Annotated in this window: 23 protein-coding genes and 1 tRNA gene; 10 read left to right on the plus strand and 14 right to left on the minus strand. The window is 64.4% G+C overall.

Annotated elements, in window-relative coordinates:
* Positions 1-25: 25 nt before the first annotated feature.
* Positions 26-1,444, plus strand: coding sequence for a class II fumarate hydratase (locus tag O1A05_RS14795; RefSeq protein WP_270105932.1), 1,419 nt, complete (start codon positions 26-28; stop codon positions 1,442-1,444).
* A 97-nt stretch (positions 1,445-1,541) separates the two neighbouring features.
* Here O1A05_RS14795 and O1A05_RS14800 read toward each other — a convergent pair whose 3' ends face one another.
* Positions 1,542-2,090 carry a prepilin peptidase gene (locus tag O1A05_RS14800; RefSeq protein ID WP_270105933.1) on the minus strand — a complete coding sequence of 183 codons (549 nt, stop codon included), beginning with the start codon at positions 2,088-2,090 and terminating at the stop codon, positions 1,542-1,544.
* A 90-nt stretch (positions 2,091-2,180) separates the two neighbouring features.
* Here O1A05_RS14800 and O1A05_RS14805 point away from each other — a divergent pair, with 90 nt between their 5' ends.
* A complete protein-coding gene (locus tag O1A05_RS14805; protein WP_270105934.1) occupies positions 2,181-2,843 on the plus strand; it encodes a rhomboid family intramembrane serine protease in 663 nt (220 codons plus the stop codon).
* A gap of 171 nt (positions 2,844-3,014) precedes the next feature.
* Here the strand turns inward: O1A05_RS14805 and O1A05_RS14810 are convergent, their stop codons facing one another.
* Positions 3,015-4,295, minus strand: coding sequence for a PhoH family protein (locus O1A05_RS14810; protein WP_270107607.1), 1,281 nt, complete (start codon positions 4,293-4,295; stop codon positions 3,015-3,017).
* 208 nt (positions 4,296-4,503) lie between these two features.
* Complete coding sequence (locus O1A05_RS14815) at positions 4,504-5,277, minus strand: isoprenyl transferase (protein ID WP_270107608.1); 774 nt, start codon at positions 5,275-5,277, stop codon at positions 4,504-4,506.
* A gap of 112 nt (positions 5,278-5,389) precedes the next feature.
* Here O1A05_RS14815 and trhA point away from each other — a divergent pair, with 112 nt between their 5' ends.
* A complete protein-coding gene (trhA, locus tag O1A05_RS14820; protein ID WP_270105935.1) occupies positions 5,390-6,100 on the plus strand; it encodes a PAQR family membrane homeostasis protein TrhA in 711 nt (236 codons plus the stop codon).
* 24 nt (positions 6,101-6,124) lie between these two features.
* Here trhA and O1A05_RS14825 read toward each other — a convergent pair whose 3' ends face one another.
* Complete coding sequence (locus O1A05_RS14825; RefSeq protein ID WP_270105936.1) at positions 6,125-6,499, minus strand: hypothetical protein; 375 nt, start codon at positions 6,497-6,499, stop codon at positions 6,125-6,127.
* 22 nt (positions 6,500-6,521) lie between these two features.
* The gene (mca, locus tag O1A05_RS14830; protein WP_270107609.1) at positions 6,522-7,490 is read right to left on the minus strand and encodes a mycothiol conjugate amidase Mca; all 969 of its coding nucleotides are present in this window, start codon (positions 7,488-7,490) and stop codon (positions 6,522-6,524) included.
* Positions 7,491-7,648: 158 nt separating this feature from the next.
* On the opposite strand from mca, the gene O1A05_RS14835 reads away from it, so the two are divergent.
* The 3 genes from O1A05_RS14835 (at position 7,649) to O1A05_RS14845 (ending at position 9,627) form a co-directional block, all read left to right on the plus strand.
* Positions 7,649-8,146 (plus strand): DUF4307 domain-containing protein, encoded by a 498-nt coding sequence (locus O1A05_RS14835; protein ID WP_270105937.1) that lies wholly within the window; start codon positions 7,649-7,651, stop codon positions 8,144-8,146.
* A gap of 214 nt (positions 8,147-8,360) precedes the next feature.
* Entirely contained in the window at positions 8,361-8,852 is a 492-nt protein-coding gene (gene greA / locus O1A05_RS14840; protein ID WP_431521144.1) for a transcription elongation factor GreA, read from the plus strand.
* 115 nt (positions 8,853-8,967) lie between these two features.
* On the plus strand, positions 8,968-9,627 hold the full coding sequence (locus tag O1A05_RS14845; protein ID WP_270105939.1) for a GPP34 family phosphoprotein: 660 nt from the start codon (positions 8,968-8,970) through the stop codon (positions 9,625-9,627).
* A 274-nt stretch (positions 9,628-9,901) separates the two neighbouring features.
* On the opposite strand, the gene ilvA is transcribed toward O1A05_RS14845, so the two are convergent.
* The 3 genes from ilvA to O1A05_RS14860 all read right to left on the minus strand — a co-directional run bounded on the left by ilvA (position 9,902) and on the right by O1A05_RS14860 (position 13,447).
* Complete coding sequence (ilvA, locus tag O1A05_RS14850) at positions 9,902-11,161, minus strand: threonine ammonia-lyase (RefSeq protein ID WP_270105940.1); 1,260 nt, start codon at positions 11,159-11,161, stop codon at positions 9,902-9,904.
* The gene (locus O1A05_RS14855; RefSeq protein ID WP_270105941.1) at positions 11,158-12,495 is read right to left on the minus strand and encodes an AI-2E family transporter; all 1,338 of its coding nucleotides are present in this window, start codon (positions 12,493-12,495) and stop codon (positions 11,158-11,160) included. The genes ilvA and O1A05_RS14855 overlap by 4 nt, the downstream gene beginning before the upstream one ends.
* Positions 12,496-12,643: 148 nt before the next feature.
* Positions 12,644-13,447 (minus strand): Bax inhibitor-1/YccA family protein, encoded by an 804-nt coding sequence (locus O1A05_RS14860; protein WP_270105942.1) that lies wholly within the window; start codon positions 13,445-13,447, stop codon positions 12,644-12,646.
* Between the two features lie 233 nt (positions 13,448-13,680).
* Between O1A05_RS14860 and O1A05_RS14865 the strand changes: the two genes are divergently transcribed.
* From O1A05_RS14865 to O1A05_RS14880, 4 genes are all read left to right on the plus strand, one after another.
* The gene (locus tag O1A05_RS14865) at positions 13,681-13,977 is read left to right on the plus strand and encodes a GroES family chaperonin (protein WP_270107610.1); all 297 of its coding nucleotides are present in this window, start codon (positions 13,681-13,683) and stop codon (positions 13,975-13,977) included.
* A gap of 232 nt (positions 13,978-14,209) precedes the next feature.
* Positions 14,210-14,851: a membrane protein YczE gene (gene yczE, locus O1A05_RS14870; protein ID WP_270105943.1), complete on the plus strand. Its 642-nt coding sequence runs from the start codon at positions 14,210-14,212 to the stop codon at positions 14,849-14,851.
* A gap of 111 nt (positions 14,852-14,962) precedes the next feature.
* The gene (locus tag O1A05_RS14875) at positions 14,963-15,094 is read left to right on the plus strand and encodes a hypothetical protein (RefSeq protein WP_270105944.1); all 132 of its coding nucleotides are present in this window, start codon (positions 14,963-14,965) and stop codon (positions 15,092-15,094) included.
* Entirely contained in the window at positions 15,078-15,323 is a 246-nt protein-coding gene (locus tag O1A05_RS14880) for an ABC transporter permease (protein WP_270105945.1), read from the plus strand. Before O1A05_RS14875 ends, O1A05_RS14880 begins: the two co-directional genes overlap by 17 nt.
* Here the strand turns inward: O1A05_RS14880 and O1A05_RS14885 are convergent.
* The 6 genes from O1A05_RS14885 to O1A05_RS14910 all read right to left on the minus strand — a co-directional run bounded on the left by O1A05_RS14885 (position 15,272) and on the right by O1A05_RS14910 (position 20,420).
* Complete coding sequence (locus tag O1A05_RS14885; RefSeq protein ID WP_270105946.1) at positions 15,272-15,664, minus strand: DUF488 domain-containing protein; 393 nt, start codon at positions 15,662-15,664, stop codon at positions 15,272-15,274. The two genes, O1A05_RS14880 and O1A05_RS14885, sit on opposite strands and share 52 nt — an antisense overlap.
* 76 nt (positions 15,665-15,740) lie before the next feature.
* Positions 15,741-15,814: transfer RNA gene (locus O1A05_RS14890), tRNA-Leu, on the minus strand.
* 55 nt (positions 15,815-15,869) lie between these two features.
* The gene (locus O1A05_RS14895) at positions 15,870-17,282 is read right to left on the minus strand and encodes an NAD(P)/FAD-dependent oxidoreductase (RefSeq protein ID WP_270105947.1); all 1,413 of its coding nucleotides are present in this window, start codon (positions 17,280-17,282) and stop codon (positions 15,870-15,872) included.
* Positions 17,283-17,331: 49 nt separating this feature from the next.
* Positions 17,332-18,753, minus strand: coding sequence for a S8 family peptidase (locus O1A05_RS14900; protein ID WP_270105948.1), 1,422 nt, complete (start codon positions 18,751-18,753; stop codon positions 17,332-17,334).
* On the minus strand, positions 18,743-19,792 hold the full coding sequence (locus O1A05_RS14905) for a Ppx/GppA phosphatase family protein (RefSeq protein WP_270105949.1): 1,050 nt from the start codon (positions 19,790-19,792) through the stop codon (positions 18,743-18,745). Before O1A05_RS14905 ends, O1A05_RS14900 begins: the two co-directional genes overlap by 11 nt.
* A complete protein-coding gene (locus O1A05_RS14910; RefSeq protein WP_270105950.1) occupies positions 19,785-20,420 on the minus strand; it encodes a DUF501 domain-containing protein in 636 nt (211 codons plus the stop codon). The genes O1A05_RS14905 and O1A05_RS14910 overlap by 8 nt, the downstream gene beginning before the upstream one ends.
* Positions 20,421-20,427 lie beyond the last annotated feature (7 nt).

The following is a 20,427-nucleotide window of genomic DNA, read 5'->3' on the forward strand; positions in this document are numbered from 1 at the left end:
GACCCCGACAATTAGGATGAGCACTATGACTGAATCGCAACCGCAGTACCGTATCGAGCACGACACCATGGGCGAAGTTCAGGTCCCGATCGACGCCCTGTACCGGGCCCAGACCCAGCGCGCCGTCGAGAACTTCCCGATCTCCGGCAAAACCCTGGAGCCGGCACACATCCACGCCCTGGCCGAGGTGAAGAAGGCCGCCGCTCGGGCCAACGCCGAACTCGAGGTGATTACCCAGGAGCGCGCCGACGCCATCGTCGCTGCCGCTGATGAGGTCATCTCCGGCGCTCACGACGACCACTACCCGATCGACGTGTTCCAGACCGGATCCGGCACCTCCTCCAACATGAACACCAACGAGGTGCTCGCCACCCTGGCCACCCGCGCACTCAAGGAGGCCGGCTCCGAGAACGAGGTCCACCCCAACGACCACGTCAACGCCTCTCAGTCTTCCAACGACGTGTTCCCCACCTCCGTGCACCTGGCCGTCACCGGCGCACTGATCAACGACCTGAAGCCCGCTCTGGACTACCTGGCCGTCTCCCTCGAAAAGAAGGCCGAAGAATTCGCCGGTGTGGTGAAGTCCGGCCGTACCCACCTGATGGACGCCACCCCGGTCACCCTGGGCCAGGAGTTCGGCGGCTACGCCGCGCAGGTCCGCTACGGCATCGAGCGCATTGACTCGTCACTGCCGCGCGTCGCCGAGGTTCCGCTGGGCGGCACCGCAGTGGGCACCGGCATCAACACCCCGAAGGGCTTCTCCGCCCGCGTGATCGAGCTGCTCGCCGAGCAGACCGGGCTACCCATCACCGAGGCCCGCGACCACTTCGAGGCCCAGGCCAACCGCGACGGTCTCGTCGAGGCCTCCGGCCAGCTGCGCAACATCGCCTACTCGATCATGAAGATCAATAACGACCTGCGTTGGATGGGCTCCGGCCCGAATACCGGCCTCGGCGAAATCGCGATCCCCGACCTGCAGCCCGGCTCCTCCATCATGCCCGGTAAGGTGAACCCGGTGATCTGCGAGGCCGCGATCATGGTTTGCGCCCAGGTCATCGGCAACGACACCACCGTGGCCCTGTCCTCCACCAACGGCGCCTTCGAGCTCAACGTCGGCATCCCGGTCATGGCCGCCAACCTCCTCGAGTCCATCCGCCTGCTCGCCAACACCTCCCGGGTGATGGCCGACAAGATGATCGACGGCATCACCGCCAATGAGGAGCGCTGCTCCTTCCTGGCTGGCGCATCGCCCTCGATCGTGACCCCGCTGAACAAGGTCATCGGCTACGAGGCCGCCGCCAAGATCGCCAAGCACTCGGTCAACAACAAGATGACCGTGCGCGAAGCTGTCATCGATCTCGGCTACGTGGAGCGCGGTGAGGTCACCGAGGCTCAGCTTGACGCCGCCCTGGACACCATGTCCATGACCCGTCCAGCCGAGTAAGCTCGCGCCACACGACGACGCGTATCGGCCCGCCGCTGGTCCCCTCCCGGGGAGTCAGCGGCGGGCCGTTCGCATCCCCGGGGGCACGACGAGTTCTCTAGCCGGCCTCCATGAGCATCAGCGGCACCAACGCCCCCACCATCATCGAGGGCCCGAAGGCAATCTGCGTGGATCGCGTCGCCCGGCGCACCGCCACCAACATCAGGGCCACCAGTCCCCCGATCAGGAAACCAAAGACGACCGCAGCCAGCAGGCCGTCCCAACTCAGCCAGCCCGTGTACACGCCCAGCCCGGCGGCAAGCTTCACATCCCCCATGCCCATCCCGCCGCGGGTGGCCAGATGCAACACGAACAGCACCGCGGCGTAGACCAGTCCGGCCAGCACCATTCGCAGCGCTCGCCCCGCCAGCTCTGAGCCATCGGTGGCCAGCAAGGTGGCCGTACCGAGAGTCACCACACCGCCGACGACCAGCAGCAGGGTCCACCGGTTGGGCAGCCGGTGCTCGCGAACATCACTGACCCACAGCGGCACCGCGCACACAGCAAACCACACCAGACCGACGGCGGCGCACAGGCTCGCGATCACGTCAGCGGGGTGCCCGGAGTCGATGGCGTCGCCGAACGCACGCCAAACAAGCAGAAGCATGCTCCCATGCTAGGCGGTACCGCACCACGGTGGGCCGTACCGTCGCTAGGCTGTGGATGACGACGTGACACCCTTGACGGAGGAACCCCGATGAGCACTCGCACCGATGCCGACGCCGGAACCGTGGCGCCGCGTCCCTGGCCGGAACGACTACTGCGCAGCGTCATCCCGGTAGCGTTGCCCGTGGCGCTGATGTGGCTGATTCACCTGGTCAGCGCCCTGCTCGGCGCCACTGTGTACGATGTCGGACTGCGCCCGCGCAGCACGGAAGGTCTGATCGGCATTCTCACCATGCCGCTGCTGCACCTGGATTTCGCTCACCTGATCAGCAACTCGGGAACCTGGCTGGTCCTGGGCATCGCCATCGCCTGGCTCACCCGCCGTTACGCAATCATCACCGCGGGTATCTGGCTGCTCTCGGGCACCCTGACCTGGTTGCTGGCCCGCGATGCGGTGCACATCGGTGCCTCGGGCGTGACGTACGCTTACGCCGCGTTTCTGGTGGTCTACGGGCTGCAAGCACGCCGATTCTGGGCCATCGTCGTGGCGTTCGTCGTCGTCGCCAATTACGTCTCGATGCTCACCGGGTTCCTGCCCCAGCCCGGATTGTCGTGGGATGGGCACCTTGCCGGAGCCACCGCCGGAGTGATCATGGCTTTGATCTGGACTAACCAGGCACGCCGTGATCGACGGGCACGCCGCGCACTGAGTTCTCCACCGCCGTCAAATGACCCTGGAACACCATTCCGATGATCAGTAGACTGAATCGCGGAGGTTGAGACTCCATGGTTCCCTCCCCCAATAGCGGAACTGTGGCTGGAGTGATCGTGGCTCGTGCTCATCCCCCTCCAGTGCGAGCGGATATCACTCAGTGGGGGCCGCCATCACGTCGTGACGGTCCCCACTCTTTCCCTCCCCCGGTGGTCAGTGGGTGCGGTCCTCGAGCAGATCCGTCACCAGCGCGGCGATCGGCGAGCGCTCCGAACGGGTCAGGGTAATGTGCCCGAACAGCGGATGCCCCTTCAGCTTCTCCACCACCGCGGCCACACCATCATGACGTCCCACCCGCAGGTTGTCTCGCTGAGCGACGTCGTGGGTGAGCACCACCTTGGAGTTCTGGCCGATGCGGGAGAGCACCGTGAGCAGCACGTTCTTTTCCAGTGACTGAGCCTCATCCACCACGACCCAGGCGTCGTGGAGGGAGCGACCCCGAATATGGGTCAGCGGCAGCACCTCGAGCAGGTCTCGATCAACGATCTCCTCCATCACGGCGGTGGAGACCAGAGCAGTGAGCGTGTCATACACCGCCTGCCCCCAGGGTCCCATCTTCTCCGACTCGGTGCCCGGCAGATAGCCCAAATCCTGCCCACCGACGGCGTAGAGCGGACGGAACACGATGATCTTCCGATGTTCCTGACGCTCCAGGACAGCTTCCAGGCCGGCGGCCAGCGCGAGTGCGGATTTACCGGTGCCAGCACGACCGCCCAGGGAAACAATCCCCACGGTGGGGTCCAGCAGCAGTTCCATGGCCAGGCGCTGTTCGGCCGAGCGGCCGTGCACACCGAAAGCGTCCTGGTCGCCGCGCACCAGCTGCACTTTGTCCTCGCCCACCACGCGGCCCAGAGCGGAGGAGCCAGCACTGGACAGCACCAATCCGGTGTTCACCGGGGCCGGCTCATTCGGGTCGGCATCGGCGTCCGTGCCCGCGCCCGTGTTGGGAACGAGTTCATTCCAGGGCAACTCCTGGCCCTGGTAGAGCTGGTCGATCGCTTCATCGGCGACGTCGATGCGCCGGATCCCGGTCCAGCCGGTGTCTTTGACGAATTCATTGCGGTATTCATCCGCGGCTAAGCCCAGGGCGGAGGCTTTCACCCGCATGGGCAGGTCCTTGGAGACCACGGTGACGTCTTCGCCTTCATCGGAGAGTGACTTCGCGACCGCGAGGATGCGAGTGTCGTTGTCCGCATTGCGGAACCCGTGCGGCAGCACCTCCACCGAAATGTGGTTCAGTTCCACGCGCAGCGCCCCGCCCTCATCACCGATCGGCACCGGTTCGGACAATGATCCGTGGGTGATGCGCAGATCATCGAGCAGGCGCAGCGCGGTGCGTGCGAAGAATCCCAGCTCCGGGTCGTGCCGTTTGTGTTCCAGCTCCATGATCACCACCAGGGGCAGCACCACACGGTGCTCCGCGAACCGGGTCATGGCTCGGGGGTCGGACAGCAGGACCGAAGTATCCAGCACGTAGGTTCGCACTCATCGTCTCCTTCGACAGGAATCGGAAGAGGACCAGCCCTGACGGCCGGGGTGGACGCTGCGGCTGTGTCCTTCTGACAATCCTCACGCTAGATGGTGTGGGCGTCCAGATCTGAGGAGCCGGGTAAAAATGAGGTGAACTTCGATGAACGCTTGGTTACGAGCCGAAGCGCCGGTGCCGGGAGGCGAAATCTCGTAGCGCCCGCATGAAGTCCACGCGCCGGAAATCGGGCCAGAGGGCCTCGCAGAAGTAGAACTCCGAATAGGCGGACTGCCACATCAGGAATCCGGAGAGTCGCTGTTCACCGGATGTACGAATCACCAGGTCTGGGTCGGGCTGTCCGCGGGTATACAGCTTGTCGGAGATCGCCTCCACCGACAACATTGCGGCCACCTCGGACAGGCTCTTTCCCGCTTGCTCGGCGTCGTCGAGGAGCTCACCGACGGCGTCCACGATTTCCTGACGGCCCCCGTAGCCGACAGCCACATTGACGTGGAGCCCTTCGACTTGCGCGGTCTCCTCCCCCAGTCGACTGACCTGTTCGGCCAGTTCGGAGGGTAGCAGCGACGGTGAACCGACCGGGTGGATCCGGAGCCGGTGACCGTTATCCAGGCCGCGCTCGAGACGATCGAGGGTGTCGGAGATGATCCCAATCAGCTGGGTCAATTCCGCGGCGGGCCGGTTCAGGTTCTCGGTGGAGAGCAGGTAGAGGGTGACCATGCGGATCCCCATCTCGTCGCACCAGCCCAGGAACTCCAGGATCTTGTCGGCCCCGGCCTGGTGGCCGCGCGCCGTCGTCTCGCCGGCAGCTTTGGCCCAACGCCGGTTGCCGTCCAACACGACCCCGATGTGCTGTGGCAGATCCGCGCCGTCCAGCTCTGCCTGGAGCCGTCGCTCGTAGAACCGATACAGCAACTGGGTGAGCACGATCCAGGTCTCCTTCTGCTCCGGTGCGACCGCCGACGATGTGGTCGTGTGGCCTTCCAGGACTACGGTAGCGGATACACAGTGGCCCGAAAGCAACGCCACGTAGAATGGGCACATGACGATGACTCAGCCCCATCCTCCACGCGTCCCTCGTCCGCGACGCTGGCGCATCGATCGGATTACCGACGTCACGCATCCCGAGTTCAAGCCTAAGATGCGTGGCTTCATCCATCTCGCGACCGCCCCCCTGGCTTTGGCTGCGGGGATCGTCCTCGTTGCCTTAGCCCCGACGGCAACGCTGTCCTGGGCATCGGCGGTGTATGCGGTGACCGGGCTGCTGCTCTTCTCCGTCTCTGCGACCTATCACCTGGTGCAGTGGACGCCGAAGGTGGCACGCACGCTGAAGCGGCTGGACCACACCAACATCATGCTCGTGATCGCCGGCACCTACACCCCGTTGTCTCTAGCGCTACTGGAGACCCGGGAGGCGACGATCCTGCTCACCTTGGTGTGGATCGGCGCGGTAGCCGGGGTGATCTTCCGGCTGGTCTGGACCGATGCCCCGCGCTGGCTGTACACGCCGATTTACGTGGCACTCGGCCTGGCGGCAGTGCTGTATCTGGGCGAGTTCTTCCAGGCGAATCTGGTGGCCGCGATCATGACCTGCGCGGGCGGCGCCTGCTACATCGTCGGCGCGGTGTTTTACGCGTTGAAACGGCCGAACATCAGCCTCGAATGGTTCGGCTTTCACGAACTCTTCCATGCCTTTACGGTGGGCGGGTTCGTCTGTCACTACATCGCGATCATGTTCGCGGTGCTGTCCTAGCCCGTACGGCGCTAGATACTCCTTTTAGAAGTCGCGTCCGGAATCCGGTGACTTCGGTTCAGGGGTGGGGCTGTCCAGGTAGCCCGGGTACTTCTTCCGGTACAGCTCGGTTTTGTCGGGAGAGAGCTCGCCGTCGTCCTCGGGGCGCTGGCGCTTTTCCTCGCTGAGGTAGCCCTGGTAGCGCTCGACGAGCATGTCTTCGGCCGTTTCCGAACGCAACTTCACCTTGCGGATCGAGCGGATCATCAGATTCAGTACCAGAATCGCAAACGTGACCATCAGTGCGGTCAGCAGGAACCCTTCAATGCCCGGGGTAATCTCGCTTTCGTCGAGTCCGGGACGCAGGGTCGGCTCTTCAACGCCGGGGCTCGGCTCAACGGCTGCTTCGAAAAAGAACATGATGATCCAGTCTACGCCGACGCTAGCTACCGTGACGCTCGTCTGACCGAAGTCCGGCGAACAAGTCCGTTTCGGGCAACTTCGTCTCCACCCGGGAGTCGATCAGCACGTAATCCTCCCACGGCCAGGTGGTGCGGATTAGGTCATTGGGCGCCATGAAGAAGTGCCCTTCGGGATCAATCTGGGTGCGGTGAGCACGCAACGCGGCGTCGCGGTTTTCCAAGAAATCTGCAACATGAATCTGGGTGGTCACCTCATGCTTGGTCAACCGGAAACCACCGGAGGAATCGTCATCGTTCTCGAGCATGCGCTGGTACCAGGCAATACGGTCGGCGTAGGGAGAATCTTCGCCGCTCTCGATAAACGCCTGGTGCAGTGCCCGGTACTTGTCGGGGTTGAAAGCCCGATCGTAGTAGAGCTTCGAAATCTCCCAGCGCTCACCAGTGCCTGGGTACTTTTCCGGGTCTCCAGCATCTTGGTAGGCCGCCACCGTGATCTCGTGAGAGCGGATGTGGTCGGGGTGCGGGTAACCGCCGATCTCGTCGTACGAGATGATCACATGCGGCCGGAAAGAGCGAACCAACCGAACCAGAGGTGCCGCCGTCTGCTCCAGGGGCAGGGTGGCGAAGGTTCCGAACGGCAGCTCGGGCAACGGGTCGCCTTCAGGTAGCCCGGAATCCACGAAGCCCAGCCACCGGTGCTCGATGCCCAGGGCAGCTCCGGCCTCCTCCATCTCTGCGCGGCGCACGGAGGTCAAGTCACGGTGCAGGCGGATGTCGTCGCCGTAGTGCGGGTTCAGCAGGCTTCCGGCTTCACCACCGGTGCAGGTCGCCACCATGACCTCGGCCCCGGCGGCCGAATAAGCCGCCATCATCGCCGCCCCCTTGGACGATTCGTCATCGGGGTGGGCGTGCACGGCGAGCAGGCGCAACCCGGACGATTCCGGAACTTTGGAGGCCTCGTCCACGGCATGGGACTGCTCCGGCGGCAGGGTGCCGTAGTTCCGCTGCCCCACAGGAACGCCGAATTCCTGGTGGTCCGAGGCGTCGTTGAGGCCCGGCTGATCAGGGTTCTGATTCTCCACAGCTGTGTCCGTACTCCTGTCATGGACGAATAAGCGGCGCCGCACTCGGGCTAGTATGGAGGCCTATGGATCAGCAGCCTCAGCCCGCAGGTCATGTCACCGAAGACAGCTTAGCGAATCGATATGGTCGTGCCCAAAGCACCTCCAACCCCCGCGCCCGCCGTCGGGGGATCATTATTGCCGTCGTGGCGCTGATCGCGGCCGTACTCGTCACCGTATGGATCGCCTATTCGGCCAACGCGGATCGGCTCTCCTGGAAAGACGTCGGCTACAGCATCGCCTCCGATCAAGAGGCTTCCGTGACCTTCCAGTTGACCAAGGAGCCCGAAGCCACCGTCACCTGTTCGGTGCAGATTCTGGCCGAAAACTACGCAGTGGTGGGCTTCGACACCGTCACCATCGGACCTGAGCCCGAGGACGAGTCGCGACTGCCATCCGATATGACCCGCTACTACGAGGCACCGCTGCGCACCGACGGGCTCGGCGTCAGCGGCGTCGTGGACACCTGCTGGTACGCCGGAGAGGGCCCCAGCAATATCCAGTACATCAACACCGGGGACTGAGCCCCCACCTGGGCGATTTCGCTGACAGCGCAGGTGCTCGCCTACCCCGACTCCTCGGCCCTCACGGGGCTCGACTGTTAGACTGTGGGTCAACAGTTCCCTGCCCCGCCATGGGTTTCGCGCCGGTGATCATCATTCTCACCCTGCGCTCGCCCGACGGCGGGGCTCGTTCTATGACGTGAAAGATGACCGTTACGAAGGAGGCCGCATGGCCATGAGCAACAACGATTCGACCCCCTGGTTGACCCAAGAAGCCTATGACCGACTGAGCAAGGAGCTGGAGTACGCCTCCGGTCCCGGACGCCAGGAAATCATCGATCGTATAGAACAGGCTCGCGATGAGGGCGATCTGAAGGAGAACGGCGGCTACCACGCTGCACGCGAGGAGCAGTCCAAGAACGAGGGCCGCATCCTCGAGCTCAAGCACCTTCTCGAGCATGCCCGCGTCGGCGACGCCCCGGCAGACGACGGCATCGTTGAGCCCGGCATGGTGGTCACCGCCGTGGTGGCTGGCAACGAAATGACGTTCCTGTTCGGCAATCGCGAGATCGCCGCCGATGGCGAAAAGCTCGAGGTCTACTCGGAGCGCTCACCGCTGGGCGAGGCGATCCACGGTTCCAAGGCTGGCGACACCGTCTCCTACACCGCGCCGAACGGCAAGGAAATCAAGGTTGAGCTGAAGAACGTCACGCCGTACAAGGCCTGATTTTCGTCCGATCCGTAACGGCGGGGACCTCACCACAAGGTGAGGTCCCCGCCGTTTTGCATTGGGGGTGCTCAGCACTGCTCACTAGCGCCTCGCCCTTGCTACGCTGAACGATGTGTTGACTGTAGAAAAGCTCTTCCTGGCCACCCTGAAGCATCGCGACGCCCTCAGCCCGGTGTCCGGACTGCTAGATCAGGCACTCGTCGCCGCCGCGATCACCGACCTGCATGAGGCTGGTGCGGTGAAGTTCGGCCCATGGGACCGCGCTGAGCCCGGACAGCAGGATGACCCGAAGGTATCCGTCGTTCTGGCCGACCATTCGGATCTCGGCCCGCTCCAACCCACCCTGGATGCGTTGGATCCCTACACCGACCAGCAGTTGTCGTCCTTGGTTGGTCGTTCCAAGCTCAACCCGGTGCCTGCCGTCGGCAGGGACCTGGCAGACCGTGACGCGGTACTGGAGCACACGAAGAAGATCGGTGCCTCCACGTTCGAAGAGCAGGGAGATGCCGCCGACGAGGTCCGCTCGCGTCTCGCCACCATCCTGTCGGGCGGGGGTTCAGCCGGGGCCTCGGACCGTTTCGTGCTCGGCGTCTTGGAAGCGCTCAACGCCGCCGCCGTCGTGCTCGGCAACGAGCCCGGCCTGGAAGCCTGGACCACCGCCGAATTCTCGTCCCGAATCAACGACACGGTGGGACATCTGCCCGGTGTCTACGTGATTCGCAAGAAGGCCGATTCGATTCCGAACCTGTTCAGCAAGTCTCGTCTCGCCTGAACGAGAAGATCGCAAGATCACGACGCGCTGAGTCAGCCTCACCGAGCCGATCGAGTGCACCCTCCAGAGATGGGCAGTTCGCTCGCCTCAGTCTTGCCGTCGGCTCCCGTCAGCTCCTGATCGAGCATAGCGCTGACTGCTGGTTGGGCGACGGCGCCGACATCGTCACGGCCTATGTTGACCTCTCCGCGGGCACGGTGACGAGCGATCCGCAACGCTATACCCGTCTAGCTGAGCTGGAGTACCCCGCGCGCGCAGGTACGGTCCGGTCAGACTAGTTCTGTTTGATCGGTTGGTATCCGGCCGCACGCAACCGACCGAGCACTTCCTCGGAGTGATCGCGACCGCGGGTCTCCATGTCGATCGTGATGTGCACGTCCCCCAGGCCCAGGGTGTCGCCGATACGGGAGTGATCCACACGAGTGACGTTGGCTTCGGTCTCCGCGATGATGCGCGAAATCGTCATCAGCTCTCCGGGACGGTCACGCAGTGCGATTCGTACGGTCAGGAAACGCCCTGCAGCCGCCAGACCGGACTGGATGACTTTGAGCATCAGCATCGGGTCGATATTGCCGCCCGAGAGCACGGCCACGGTGGAAGTCGAGGAGATACCCAGTTCGTCCAGCTTGCCGGCCAACAACGCGGCCACGCCAACAGCTCCTGCGGGTTCCACCACCATCTTGGAGCGCTCCAGCAGGAACACCAGAGCGTTGGCGATCTCCTCTTCGGTGACCGTCACCACGCCGTCGACAAGTTCCTTGATGATCTGGAAGGGGATCTGCCCCGGCCGACCCACGGCGATGCCGTCGGCAATCGTGGAGACATTGGATAATGGAACGACGGCATCGGCGGCTAGGGAGGGCGGGTACGCTGCCGCGTTAGCCGCCTGAACGCCGATGATGTTGATGATGCGGCCCTGTCGGCGCGCCATTTCCTTCACGGCCACAGCCACGCCGGCCAGGAGACCACCGCCGCCAATGCCCATCACGATGGTGTCGACGTCGGGCTGCTGCTCGAGGATCTCCAAGCCGATGGTGCCCTGACCGGCCACCACGTGCGGGTTGTCGAAAGGGTGGATGAACACCGCCCCCGAGTCCTCGGCATAGCGCTGGGCCTCAGCCAGCGCCTCATCGACGTTGTTGCCGTGGAGCCTCACGACGGCCCCGTGGTCCTGGGTAGCCTGCAGTTTGGGCAGGGCTACGCCCTGGGGCATGAAGATGGTGGCCTTGATGCCGAGGCGTTTGGCGGCCAGGGCCACACCCTGAGCGTGGTTACCAGCGGAGGCAGCCACCACGCCGCGTGCCCGGTCTTCTTCCTTGAGTGAGGCCATATGCACGTAGGCGCCACGGACCTTGAAGGAACCGGCACGCTGCAAGTTCTCGCATTTCAGGTGCACGGTGGCGCCGACAGAGCGACCGAGGGCTCGTGAGTGATCCATGGGCGTGGATAACACCACACCCTCCAGCGCCGCTCGAGCGGCTTCAATCTGCTCGAACTGCACGGGCAGATGGCTGATCACGGAATCTTCGGTCACGAGCGCTCCTTGGAGGATGGATGGGATGACGTGTCGCCGGTGACGTCGGTAACGGCGTCGTCGGTGTTCGTCTCAGCGTCTGTGGTTGAGTCCGAGCGCTGACCGCGCTTACGGACTTGGCGTAGTTGCGGCAACAGCCGGTCTTCCAGGGCCGCGGCTCGTTCTTTGAACGTGGTCTCTGTGCTGTTCTCACCCGTGTCATTTCTTTCCCAGGGACGAGACGACACGTAACGGACCGCGGAGTTGGCGAAAGCCAACACGGGTACCGCGAAGACGGCTCCGACGAGACCCAGCACGGAGGTACCGGCGGCCACAGCGAGGAAGACGGCGAGCGGGTGCAGGCTGACGGCTTTGCCCATCACCAGCGGTTGCAGCACGTTAGATTCCAGCTGTTGCACGGCCAACACGACCAACAGCATCAGCAGCGCGTTGACGAGCCCATTGGCCACCAGAGCGAGCAGGACGGCGACCGCACCGGTGAGCACGGCACCGACGATCGGGATGAAGGAACCCAGGAAGACCAACACACCCAGCGGCATCGCCAGCGGCACCCCGAGGAGGTATGCACCGAAACCGATACCGACCGCATCAACGAAGGCGACGAAAATTTGGATGCGCACGTACGAGCCGAGCGAGGTCCAACCGGCGCGACCGGCACCGTCGATGGCCCGGCGGTGCCGGCGTGGGACGAAATTCAGGAGAAATAGCCAGATCCGGTTGCCGTCGAGCAGGAAGAACACGAGGGCGAACAGTGCCATCACCATTCCGGCGGCGATGTTGCCCGCCGTCGTACCAAAACCGAGGGCTCCGGAGAGGATCGCCTGGGAGTTGTTCCGTGCCGCGTTGAAGAGGTCGTCGAGGACCGAGGTCCACTGGTCGGTGGTGATTCCGAGGGTCTGCACCCAGGCGATCAGCCCGTTGACGCCTTCCACCACACGTCCGCTCATGTCGGAGAAACCGACGACCAGTTGCTGGCCGGCCAGGGTGATCAGTCCGACCACGATGCCGATCAGCATCAGGATGCACAGCAGCGCGGACACCACCGCAGGGATCTTGCATCGGATCAAGAACATGTGGATGGGGTGCAACAGAGTGGCCAAGAGAGCGGCAATGAGCAGCGGGATCACCAGGATCGACACGTGGGAGAACAGCCAGACCGCGGCTCCCGCCATGATCAGCACGAGCAACACCCGCCACGACCAGGCGGCCGCTACGGTGAGCCCGTAGGGCACATCAGCGGCGACCCTTGATTTCACCTCGTCGTCGGTGAGAGGCGCATCGTCATCAACGTAGACACGACCGCCATCGGCGGCTGGCTCTCCCGCAGTGTTCATCTCAGACTCTTCTCTCGTGCCGTATCGTCACGGCGTCCGTGGATCCTCACTAAGGTTATTCCCTTACGGGAAGAGAACGAAACACCACCGGGCGGCACCGTCATACAGTGCCGCCCGGTGGAGATGCCCCGAAGGGCTTCTGCAAAGGTCAGTCGTTTCCGCGCAGAATCGCGATCAGACGCAGGATCTCAATGTAAAGCCAGATCAGGGTGACTGTCAGACCGAATGCTGCCGACCAAGAGTACTTGCGCGGTGCACCGTTCTTGACACCCTCGTCCACGGCGGTGAAGTCGATCACCAGCGAGTAAGCAGCCAGTCCGATGGCCAGCAGGCCGATGGCAACGCCCAGAAAGCCGGAACGCAGACCGAAGGGCTCATCCAGCACACCGAACATGCTCAGGCCCAGGTTCACCAGCGAGAACAGACCGTAACCGATGATCAGGACCATGAAGATCTTCATGCCCTTCGGGGTGGCGCGCACCTTGCCGGACATGAACAGTGCCAGGGTCACGGCGAACACGCACAGGGTGCCCAGCAGTGCCTGCGTGGCCACACCCGGCCACTGCATCTCGAAGACCCGGGACAGTCCTCCCAGGAACAGACCCTGCGCGACGGCGTAAGCCAAGATCAGAGCGGGCGAAGGTTCGCGCTTGAAGGCGTTGACCAAACCGAGGATGAGTCCGACGATGGCACCGCCGAACATGAGGATCGGGTTGGCGGTGATCCAACCAACAGCAGCGCCGGCGATGACCAGCAGCAGGGTGCCGGTGGTGCGGAGGATGACGTCATTGTAGGTCATCCGGCCGGTGTCGGCGGCGGTGGCAGCAGGTTCGTTGTACATCTGCTGCAGCTGATCTGCGGTCAGGGTGGGTCCGCCACGCGAGGTGTCCACGGCATGACCGCCGCGCATCTGAGACTGGAAGTTGTTCGAATTGAACACGGGGTTGGCCATGCGCCATCTCCTCTAGGTCGGTGCACGATCGTACTGATCATGAGTATACCGGCTTGTCGGCCTGGGGCGCGCGAGATCACATCTGCCTCGTTCAGAGCTTAACCACCATCACTCTGAGCCTGACGGAGTCGTGTCGCTCAAACTGTATCCACGGTTTGTAAACTGGGGCGGTGACTTCAGAGAAGCCGACCACTGATGAGACAGAGCAGCAGGCCACCGAGCTCCCACTTCGGATGTTGCACGACAGGATCTTGGTGCACCAAGACAAGGAATCGGCCGAACGCCGCTCCTCCGCCGGAATCCTGATTCCTGCCACGGCCCAGATGGGACACCGCCTGAGCTGGGCCACGGTTGTTGCTGCGGGTCCGGCAGTGCGTCACGTCGAGCTGGGTGATCGCGTGCTCTTCGACCCAGAAGAGCGGCATGAGGTGGAACTTAACGCTCGCGCCTACGTCTTGCTCCGCGAACGCGACCTGCATGCGGTCGCCGAGCCGGAAGACAGTTCCGACGCCTCAGGCATGTATCTCTAGCTATTCGGTTGTAATATCCCCTTCGTCATCGAGGTCGAAACCGCAGCGCCAGCACGCCCGATGAGCGCTAGGTTGAGCCGAATTCTCCTCGTTGAAAGCCCCGCATTCTGGGCAAACGTGCGAGAGCCAGCAGACCGGGTCTCCCATGTATCCTCCTCCCCTGCCGACTTTCATTGATGACGATCATCACCTATCTCGCGGAGCGGATCAATCGGCTGGATAAGATGACGCCATGGTTCTGCGTCGTGTCGTCCAGCTGCTGATCGGCTTGTTTTTCTATGGGGTCGGTCTGGCCATGCTGGTTCGCAGCATGCTGGGCGCCGCGCCGTGGGATGTCCTCACTCTCGGGGTGAGCAACCATGTTCCACTAAGTTTTGGGATGGTCATCATCCTCATCAGCGTGGTGGTGTTGCTGTGCTGGATTCCGTTGCGGGAGCGGCCCGGCCTGGGCACGGTACTCAACGCGCTGCTCGTGGGACCGGCTGCGGATCTCGCACTGCTGATGATTCCGGAGGTGTCCGCACTCTGGGTGCGGGTGCTGTTGATGATCGCCGGGGTGACGATGGTCGGATTGGCCACCGGACTCTACATCGGCGCGCGGTTTGGTCCAGGTCCTCGGGACGGGCTCATGACCGGCCTGCACCGCGTCACCGGAAAGCCCATCTGGGTGGTCCGCACGGGATTAGAAATCATCGTGGTCACCCTGGGCTGGCTGCTCGGCGGCGTCTTCGGCATCGGAACTGTCGTCTTCGCATTGGCCATCGGCCCGCTCTGCCAGTTTTTCATCCCACTCTTCGATGTCGAACCACGTCCCCGGCCCGATCCCGAACCCGCGGAAGCCTCCGCTGTGAATGTGCGTGGTCGGGCACGATGACGCCTGAGATGACGCGCGCCTTGACCGGCGTCGTCGTTCTGCTCGCCGTCACGGTGCTGGTGCTCCACGTCACCGACGTCGCACACCCTTGCTGCCGTACTGCGGGGTACTTTGCAACTGGCCGCGATCAGCGTGGTGTTGTCCGGTGTGATCAGCCATGCCGGCTGGGTGGTGGTCGCTTTGACAGTGATGTTCTTGGTCGCGGTCATCACGAGCACACGAAGTCTTGGATCACTGGGATGAAGTTGAGGGGTGGCTGTCCCTGGGCGCCACGCCTCGACAAGCCACGCTCGATATCGCTCAAGGTGCCATCCGTGAGGGGCTGATTCCGTCCACGGATCAAACCAAGACCACGGGCTTGGTGACGTTGCCGGGGGTCGTTGGTGCGATTTTCGGCGGTGCCTCCCCGTTGAGGCCGGACTATTTCCGATCGTCGAGCTCGCTGGCATTATGGCGGCGGAGAAAATCCTGAAGCACCACCGCGTGGTTGACCTGTTCGTCTTTCGCCCCAAATAACAGGGTCACCCGATCATGGGTGTGGATCAGTTCGATCAGCCGTTGCAGCTCTTCTTGATGTACATCGTCGCTGAGCTCGTGCTCGTACTTCTGCGAAAATTCGTCAAAACGCTCGGGGTCGTGATTCCACCAGGCACGTAGCTCCGGGCTGGGCGCGACCTGCTTCATCCACGAATCTAGTTCTGCGCGCTCTTTGCTCACACCTCGCGGCCAGAGCCGATCCACCAAGACGCGGATTCCGTCGGTGGGATCAGCGTCGTCGTAGATCCGCTTGACCTCGATTTTCGGAGCGCTCATGCTGGCAGGCTACGTCTGAAGCACCATCACTGGCAATTAATCGGCTGGGCACCAAGCCCGCACCGACATCGTTGAGTGCCCCCGGTGGGACTCGAACCCACAACACGGCGATTTTAAGTCGCCTGCCTCTGCCAATTGGGCTACGGGGGCGGGAATGCCTCCGGTCCGGCACCCGCAACGGGTGCCGGACCGGAGCGAACGAACCTTACTTGCTGGTGAGCTGCTTCGCTTGCTTGGCGAAACGGCCCAGTGCCGGCTCGCCGCCAGCGGCCTCCAGGAAGGCATTGCGCGGGGTCTCCAGGTTTTTGACCTGGGTGGTGTCCACGCCCCAGATCAGTTCTTGGATCCAGCCAGACACCACGCGGGACTTGCGCTCAAGCATCGGCAGCGCCATGGCGTGGTAACCACGGTGAGCCAGCCAGGCCGGGATGCCCTTGAGCTGCACGCCCAGCGGGTTACCCACCCCCTTGCCGACCCCCATGCCGGCAACGGTGCCCAAGGACTTGTGGTAGTACTCTTCCACGGCGCCCTCGCCGAACCGGACGGCCAGCAGGTTAGCCACGAGCTGCTTAGCCTGACGGCCAGCGTGCTGGGCGTTGGGGACGCACATGCCGCCGGGGCCGTCACCGGTGAGGTCGGGCACGGCACAGACGTCGCCACAGCCCCAGGCGCCTTCGAGGACGCCCCCGGCGCCGTCGGCAATCTGTAGAGTCGGGGTGACCTCGATGCGGCCGCGCTCTTCCACCGGGAAGTCGGTCTGACGGGCCAGACCGGAAGCTGCCACACCGGCAGTCCAGACGAGGGTATCGGCGAAGAAGGTGCCGGCGTCGGACTTGTCGGTCATGTTGATCAGCTTCAGCTCGTTGTCCACGGCAGAGCTCAGCGAGGTGTTCAGCAGCACCTCGATACCGCGAGATTCCAGGTGAGCCACGACCTCGGTGGCCTGCTCGGCGCTGACCTCGGGCATGATGCGGCCCATGGCCTCGACCAGCACGATGCGGGCATCGGACTGGGCCAGGCGGGTGTTCTTGGAGATGGCTGTGCGGATGAGCTCCTCCATCTCGGCGATGGTCTCCACACCGGCGAAGCCGCCGCCGACGACCACGAAGGTCAGGGCGCGGGCGCGCTGGGCAGGATCGGTCATCAGGGCTGCGGTTTCGATGCGCTCCAGGATCTGGTTGCGCAGGGCAAGGGCTTCCTCGATGGTCTTGAGACCGATGCCAGCTTCGGCCAGGCCCTCGATCGGGAAGGTGCGGGTGTTCGCACCGGCGGTCATCACGACGTCCTGGTACGGAATTTCGAACTCGGCGCCGTCTTCACCTTCAACGGTGGCAGTGCGGTTCTCGTGGGAAACGCGGGTGACCTTGCCTTGCACGACTTCGGCGTGCTTGAGGTGGGTGCGCAGGTCGACCACAGCGTGGCGGGCCTCGATGTGACCGCCAACGACCTCCGGAAGGAAGGGCTGGTAGGTCATGTAGGGACGTGGGTCGACGACGGTGACGACACCGCCGCGATCCTTGACGAGCTTCTGGAGCTTGCGGGCCACGGTCAGGCCGGCGTAACCGCCGCCGACAATAAGGACGCGAGGCTTGGGAGACAAGTGCGGAGTGTTAGCCATGACTCCCATCGTAGGCGCTCAACGCGGGCTTGTGAATTTTTTCACGAAGTCACGAAGTTGTCCGCCGCGAGCGCAGCAACAAGACGAGCGCAACGACCGCCAGAACCAGGGTGAGTCCCCCGGCGCTGAAGAGCACGGCGGGCTGGATGCCGGCGCGCGGATCGGTGACGTCGGCGGCCACGGGTACCTCGGTGGGCACCGAGGTGTCGGGGCTGGCCGAGGGCGGCGCTGGGGAGTTGCTGGTTTCGGGCGGTTCGACTTCGGCTCGGCGGTGAACCCGGATCCATTCGGAGATGGAGTCCATCGGGTTGCGATCCACGGTGGCCACATCAGCGTTGACTGCGGCGGCGGCATCGATGATGCCGTGGCCGTAGACGGGGTCGATGCCGGCGTCTCCGGCGTCGTGTGCCGTTTCCAGAATCCGGTGGATGACCTGGTGCGCGGGCATGTCCGGATACTCGGAGCGGATCAGCGCGGCCAGGCCCGCTACGATGGGGGCCGCACCCGAGGTGCCGGCCCAGCGGCGGTACCCGCCGTCAGGCAGGGCGCCCACGAGCGGGTCGGCCGGCGCGGCCACGCCGATGGTAATGCCTTCGGTCGAGGAGTCCCAGCTGGCCGCGCCGTTTTGATCGAGCCCGGCCACGGTGAGCACGCCCGGGATGGTGGCGGGAGCACCCACGGTCATGGTGCCGGAGCCGCGGTTACCGGCGGCCGCGACCACGACGACGTCGTTCTCTTCGGCGTAGAGGAATGCTTCGTCCCAGCTCAGCGGCCAGTCCTGAGCCGAGGAGGATAGGGAGATGTTGATGACATCGGCGCCGTTATCAACCGCCCACTTCACGGCCTGCGGGATCTGTTCTTCCGGGGTGGGTGCGGCCGGGTCATCACCGAGGTAGACGGAGACAGAGAGCAGCTGCGCGGCCGGGGCCACACCAAGGATGCCATGGTCGCCGGGGCCGGGATCGGGCACGTCGCGCGGGGTCGGGCTGGGCGAGGGTGACTCATCGGCGTCGTCGTCCGAGTCTTCGTCCTCGTCTTCGGCTTCTTCTTCGGCGCGGGCGAGCTCTTCGTTGAATTCTTCGGCCTTGGCGATCTCTTCGAGGTTGTTGCCGTGCCCGGCGATCAGTGAGGCCACCATGGTGCCGTGATCGGGATCAACGCCCAGGGGCTGAGTGCCGTCGGAGGCGCCGAGCGTGGAGACATCGGTGCCGCCGGCAAATTGTTCGGTGAGGTCCGGGTGGGAGGAATCGACACCGGTGTCGATGACGGCAATGGTGATGCCCTCGCCCTCGGTGGTCTCCCACGCCTCGGTAAATCCATACTCCTCCAGCCAGTACTGGTCATCGCGCCACTGATCCGCGTGGGCGGTGGCCGCAAGTCCACCAGCCAGGAGCAGGCCGGTGAGCGCGACGGCGCCGGTACGGACGACGAATCGGGGGCGGGGCGGAGTACGAGTGGGTTTAACGGTCATGAGCGCTCCCCAGCAGGCTCAGGGCGGCACCGTCGAGAATGTCGTGTTCGGAGGCCACAGCCACGCCGATGCGGCCCTCGGTGACCTGTTGCATCCGGTGCAGGATGCGGGTCCAGATCAGTGATCCGGCGCCGATCACGTCGACACGGCCCGGGTGCATGAAGGGCAGGGCGGCACGTTGGTCGCGGGTGGAGGTGAGCAGGGTGCCGGCGGCGGCGTCGATGGTGGGCAGGTCCACCACAGCACCGTGCAGGGCGTCGGGGTCATAGGTGTACAGACCGAGGGCGGCTGCGGTGACGGTGGTGACGGTGCCGGCGACACCCACCACGGCGTCGACGCTGCTGAGATCCAGGTGGGCGGCAACCTCGTCCAGTACGGTGTCAATATCGTGCTGGGCGGCGTCGATTTCGGCCACACTCGGCGGATCGCTGTGCAGGTGGCGCTCGGTGAAGCGTACGCACCCCATATCCTTGGAGACGGCGGCGAGCACGTCGGACCGCCCCAGTTCGGTGAGGCTCAAGGTACCGAGCACGAACTCGGTGGAGCCGCCGCCGAGATCCACCACGAGCACCCGCACTGTGTCGTGACCGCGGCCGAGCCGCTGGCGCAGTTCTACGGGCAGCGCTCCGGCGGCGCCGGCGAAACTGAGCCCGGCTTCTTCCAGTCCGTCCACCACATCGGGGTCCACACCCAGGCGTGCCCGGACGCCAGCGGCGAAGGCGTCCCGATTGCTGACGTCGCGGGAGGCGGAGGTGGCTACGAAGCGCACGCGTTCGGGGCTCAACGTGTCGGTGCCGAGCAGGCGACGGATCACCACGGCGTAGTCATCAAGCGCGTCAAAGGTGCGCTGCAGGGCAGCCTCGGAGAATTCACCGGCGGCGTCCACGCCCTCGCCGAGACGGACCACGCGCATTTCGCGGTGCAGCTGAACCAGCCCGGTGCCGTCGGGGGCGGGCCGGGCGATGAGCAGGCGGATGGAGTTGGTGCCGCAGTCGATGGCGGCGACTTCTTCGCCCGTGGGTCGGTGCTCGTCAGTCATCGTTGCCCTCCGACTGCTTGATGGGGTTGCTGATTCCTTGGGCTTCCAACCGGCGCACGTGCCGGGACAGGTCGCGGGTGGGCACGTCGGCGTCCGCATCCCAGGCGCCAGCACACTGGCAGCGCTGCGGGGAGAATTCGGCGTCGATCAGAGCCAGGGCTTCATCACCGAGCCGGTTCACGCCTGGTCCCGCGGCCAGGGCGTGCCCGACCAGCACGTGAAGGCATTTCACCCGCTCGGGCATGCCGCCGGCAGAAATTCCGTCAATTTCGGGCACCGGGCCAGTTCCGGCACGCTCCCCCACGTCGCGGCGAGCCTCAAGATAGGCCTCGTGAGCGGCGCGGTGGGCACTCGCCAACTCTTCATCGCCTTCCAACCGCTGGCTGAACTCGGCCATCACCCCGGCCGCCTCGAGCCGGGACACGGCGGCGGTGGCCAGGGGGTGGGTGAGGTAAAAAGTGGTGGGGAACGGGATGCCGTTGGACAGCCGCGGCGCGGTGGTGGCCACGAGCGGGTTTCCGCACACGCAGCGCGCGCCAATCTCGACGACGTCGCGCACGGGGCGACCCAGCTGCAACGAGAGGGTGTCGAGGTCGGTCTGAGTGGGGATACGTTCGGTGGTGCTCACGAAAGAA

Origin of the sequence: Citricoccus sp. NR2 (assembly GCF_027594385.1) — a bacterium.
In the GTDB taxonomy this organism is placed as follows: Bacteria; Actinomycetota; Actinomycetes; order Actinomycetales; family Micrococcaceae; genus CmP2.

What these genes read in the sequence shown, in the direction of transcription:
- greA (WP_431521144.1), top strand. Translation starts at nt 8,361, where the DNA reads ATGAGCAACAACGATTCGACCCCCTGGTTGACCCAAGAAGCCTATGAC.
- O1A05_RS14825 (WP_270105936.1), bottom strand. Translation starts at nt 6,499, where the DNA reads ATGTTCTTTTTCGAAGCAGCCGTTGAGCCGAGCCCCGGCGTTGAAGAG.
- O1A05_RS14860 (WP_270105942.1), bottom strand. Translation starts at nt 13,447, where the DNA reads ATGGCCAACCCCGTGTTCAATTCGAACAACTTCCAGTCTCAGATGCGC.
- O1A05_RS14835 (WP_270105937.1), top strand. Translation starts at nt 7,649, where the DNA reads ATGGATCAGCAGCCTCAGCCCGCAGGTCATGTCACCGAAGACAGCTTA.
- trhA (WP_270105935.1), top strand. Translation starts at nt 5,390, where the DNA reads ATGACGATGACTCAGCCCCATCCTCCACGCGTCCCTCGTCCGCGACGC.
- O1A05_RS14900 (WP_270105948.1), bottom strand. Translation starts at nt 18,753, where the DNA reads ATGACCGTTAAACCCACTCGTACTCCGCCCCGCCCCCGATTCGTCGTC.
- O1A05_RS14805 (WP_270105934.1), top strand. Translation starts at nt 2,181, where the DNA reads ATGAGCACTCGCACCGATGCCGACGCCGGAACCGTGGCGCCGCGTCCC.
- O1A05_RS14810 (WP_270107607.1), bottom strand. Translation starts at nt 4,295, where the DNA reads ATGACCCGGTTCGCGGAGCACCGTGTGGTGCTGCCCCTGGTGGTGATC.
- O1A05_RS14885 (WP_270105946.1), bottom strand. Translation starts at nt 15,664, where the DNA reads ATGAGCGCTCCGAAAATCGAGGTCAAGCGGATCTACGACGACGCTGAT.
- O1A05_RS14795 (WP_270105932.1), top strand. Translation starts at nt 26, where the DNA reads ATGACTGAATCGCAACCGCAGTACCGTATCGAGCACGACACCATGGGC.
- O1A05_RS14905 (WP_270105949.1), bottom strand. Translation starts at nt 19,792, where the DNA reads ATGACTGACGAGCACCGACCCACGGGCGAAGAAGTCGCCGCCATCGAC.
- yczE (WP_270105943.1), top strand. Translation starts at nt 14,210, where the DNA reads ATGGTTCTGCGTCGTGTCGTCCAGCTGCTGATCGGCTTGTTTTTCTAT.
- O1A05_RS14855 (WP_270105941.1), bottom strand. Translation starts at nt 12,495, where the DNA reads ATGAACACTGCGGGAGAGCCAGCCGCCGATGGCGGTCGTGTCTACGTT.
- O1A05_RS14895 (WP_270105947.1), bottom strand. Translation starts at nt 17,282, where the DNA reads ATGGCTAACACTCCGCACTTGTCTCCCAAGCCTCGCGTCCTTATTGTC.
- O1A05_RS14800 (WP_270105933.1), bottom strand. Translation starts at nt 2,090, where the DNA reads ATGCTTCTGCTTGTTTGGCGTGCGTTCGGCGACGCCATCGACTCCGGG.
- O1A05_RS14865 (WP_270107610.1), top strand. Translation starts at nt 13,681, where the DNA reads ATGTTGCACGACAGGATCTTGGTGCACCAAGACAAGGAATCGGCCGAA.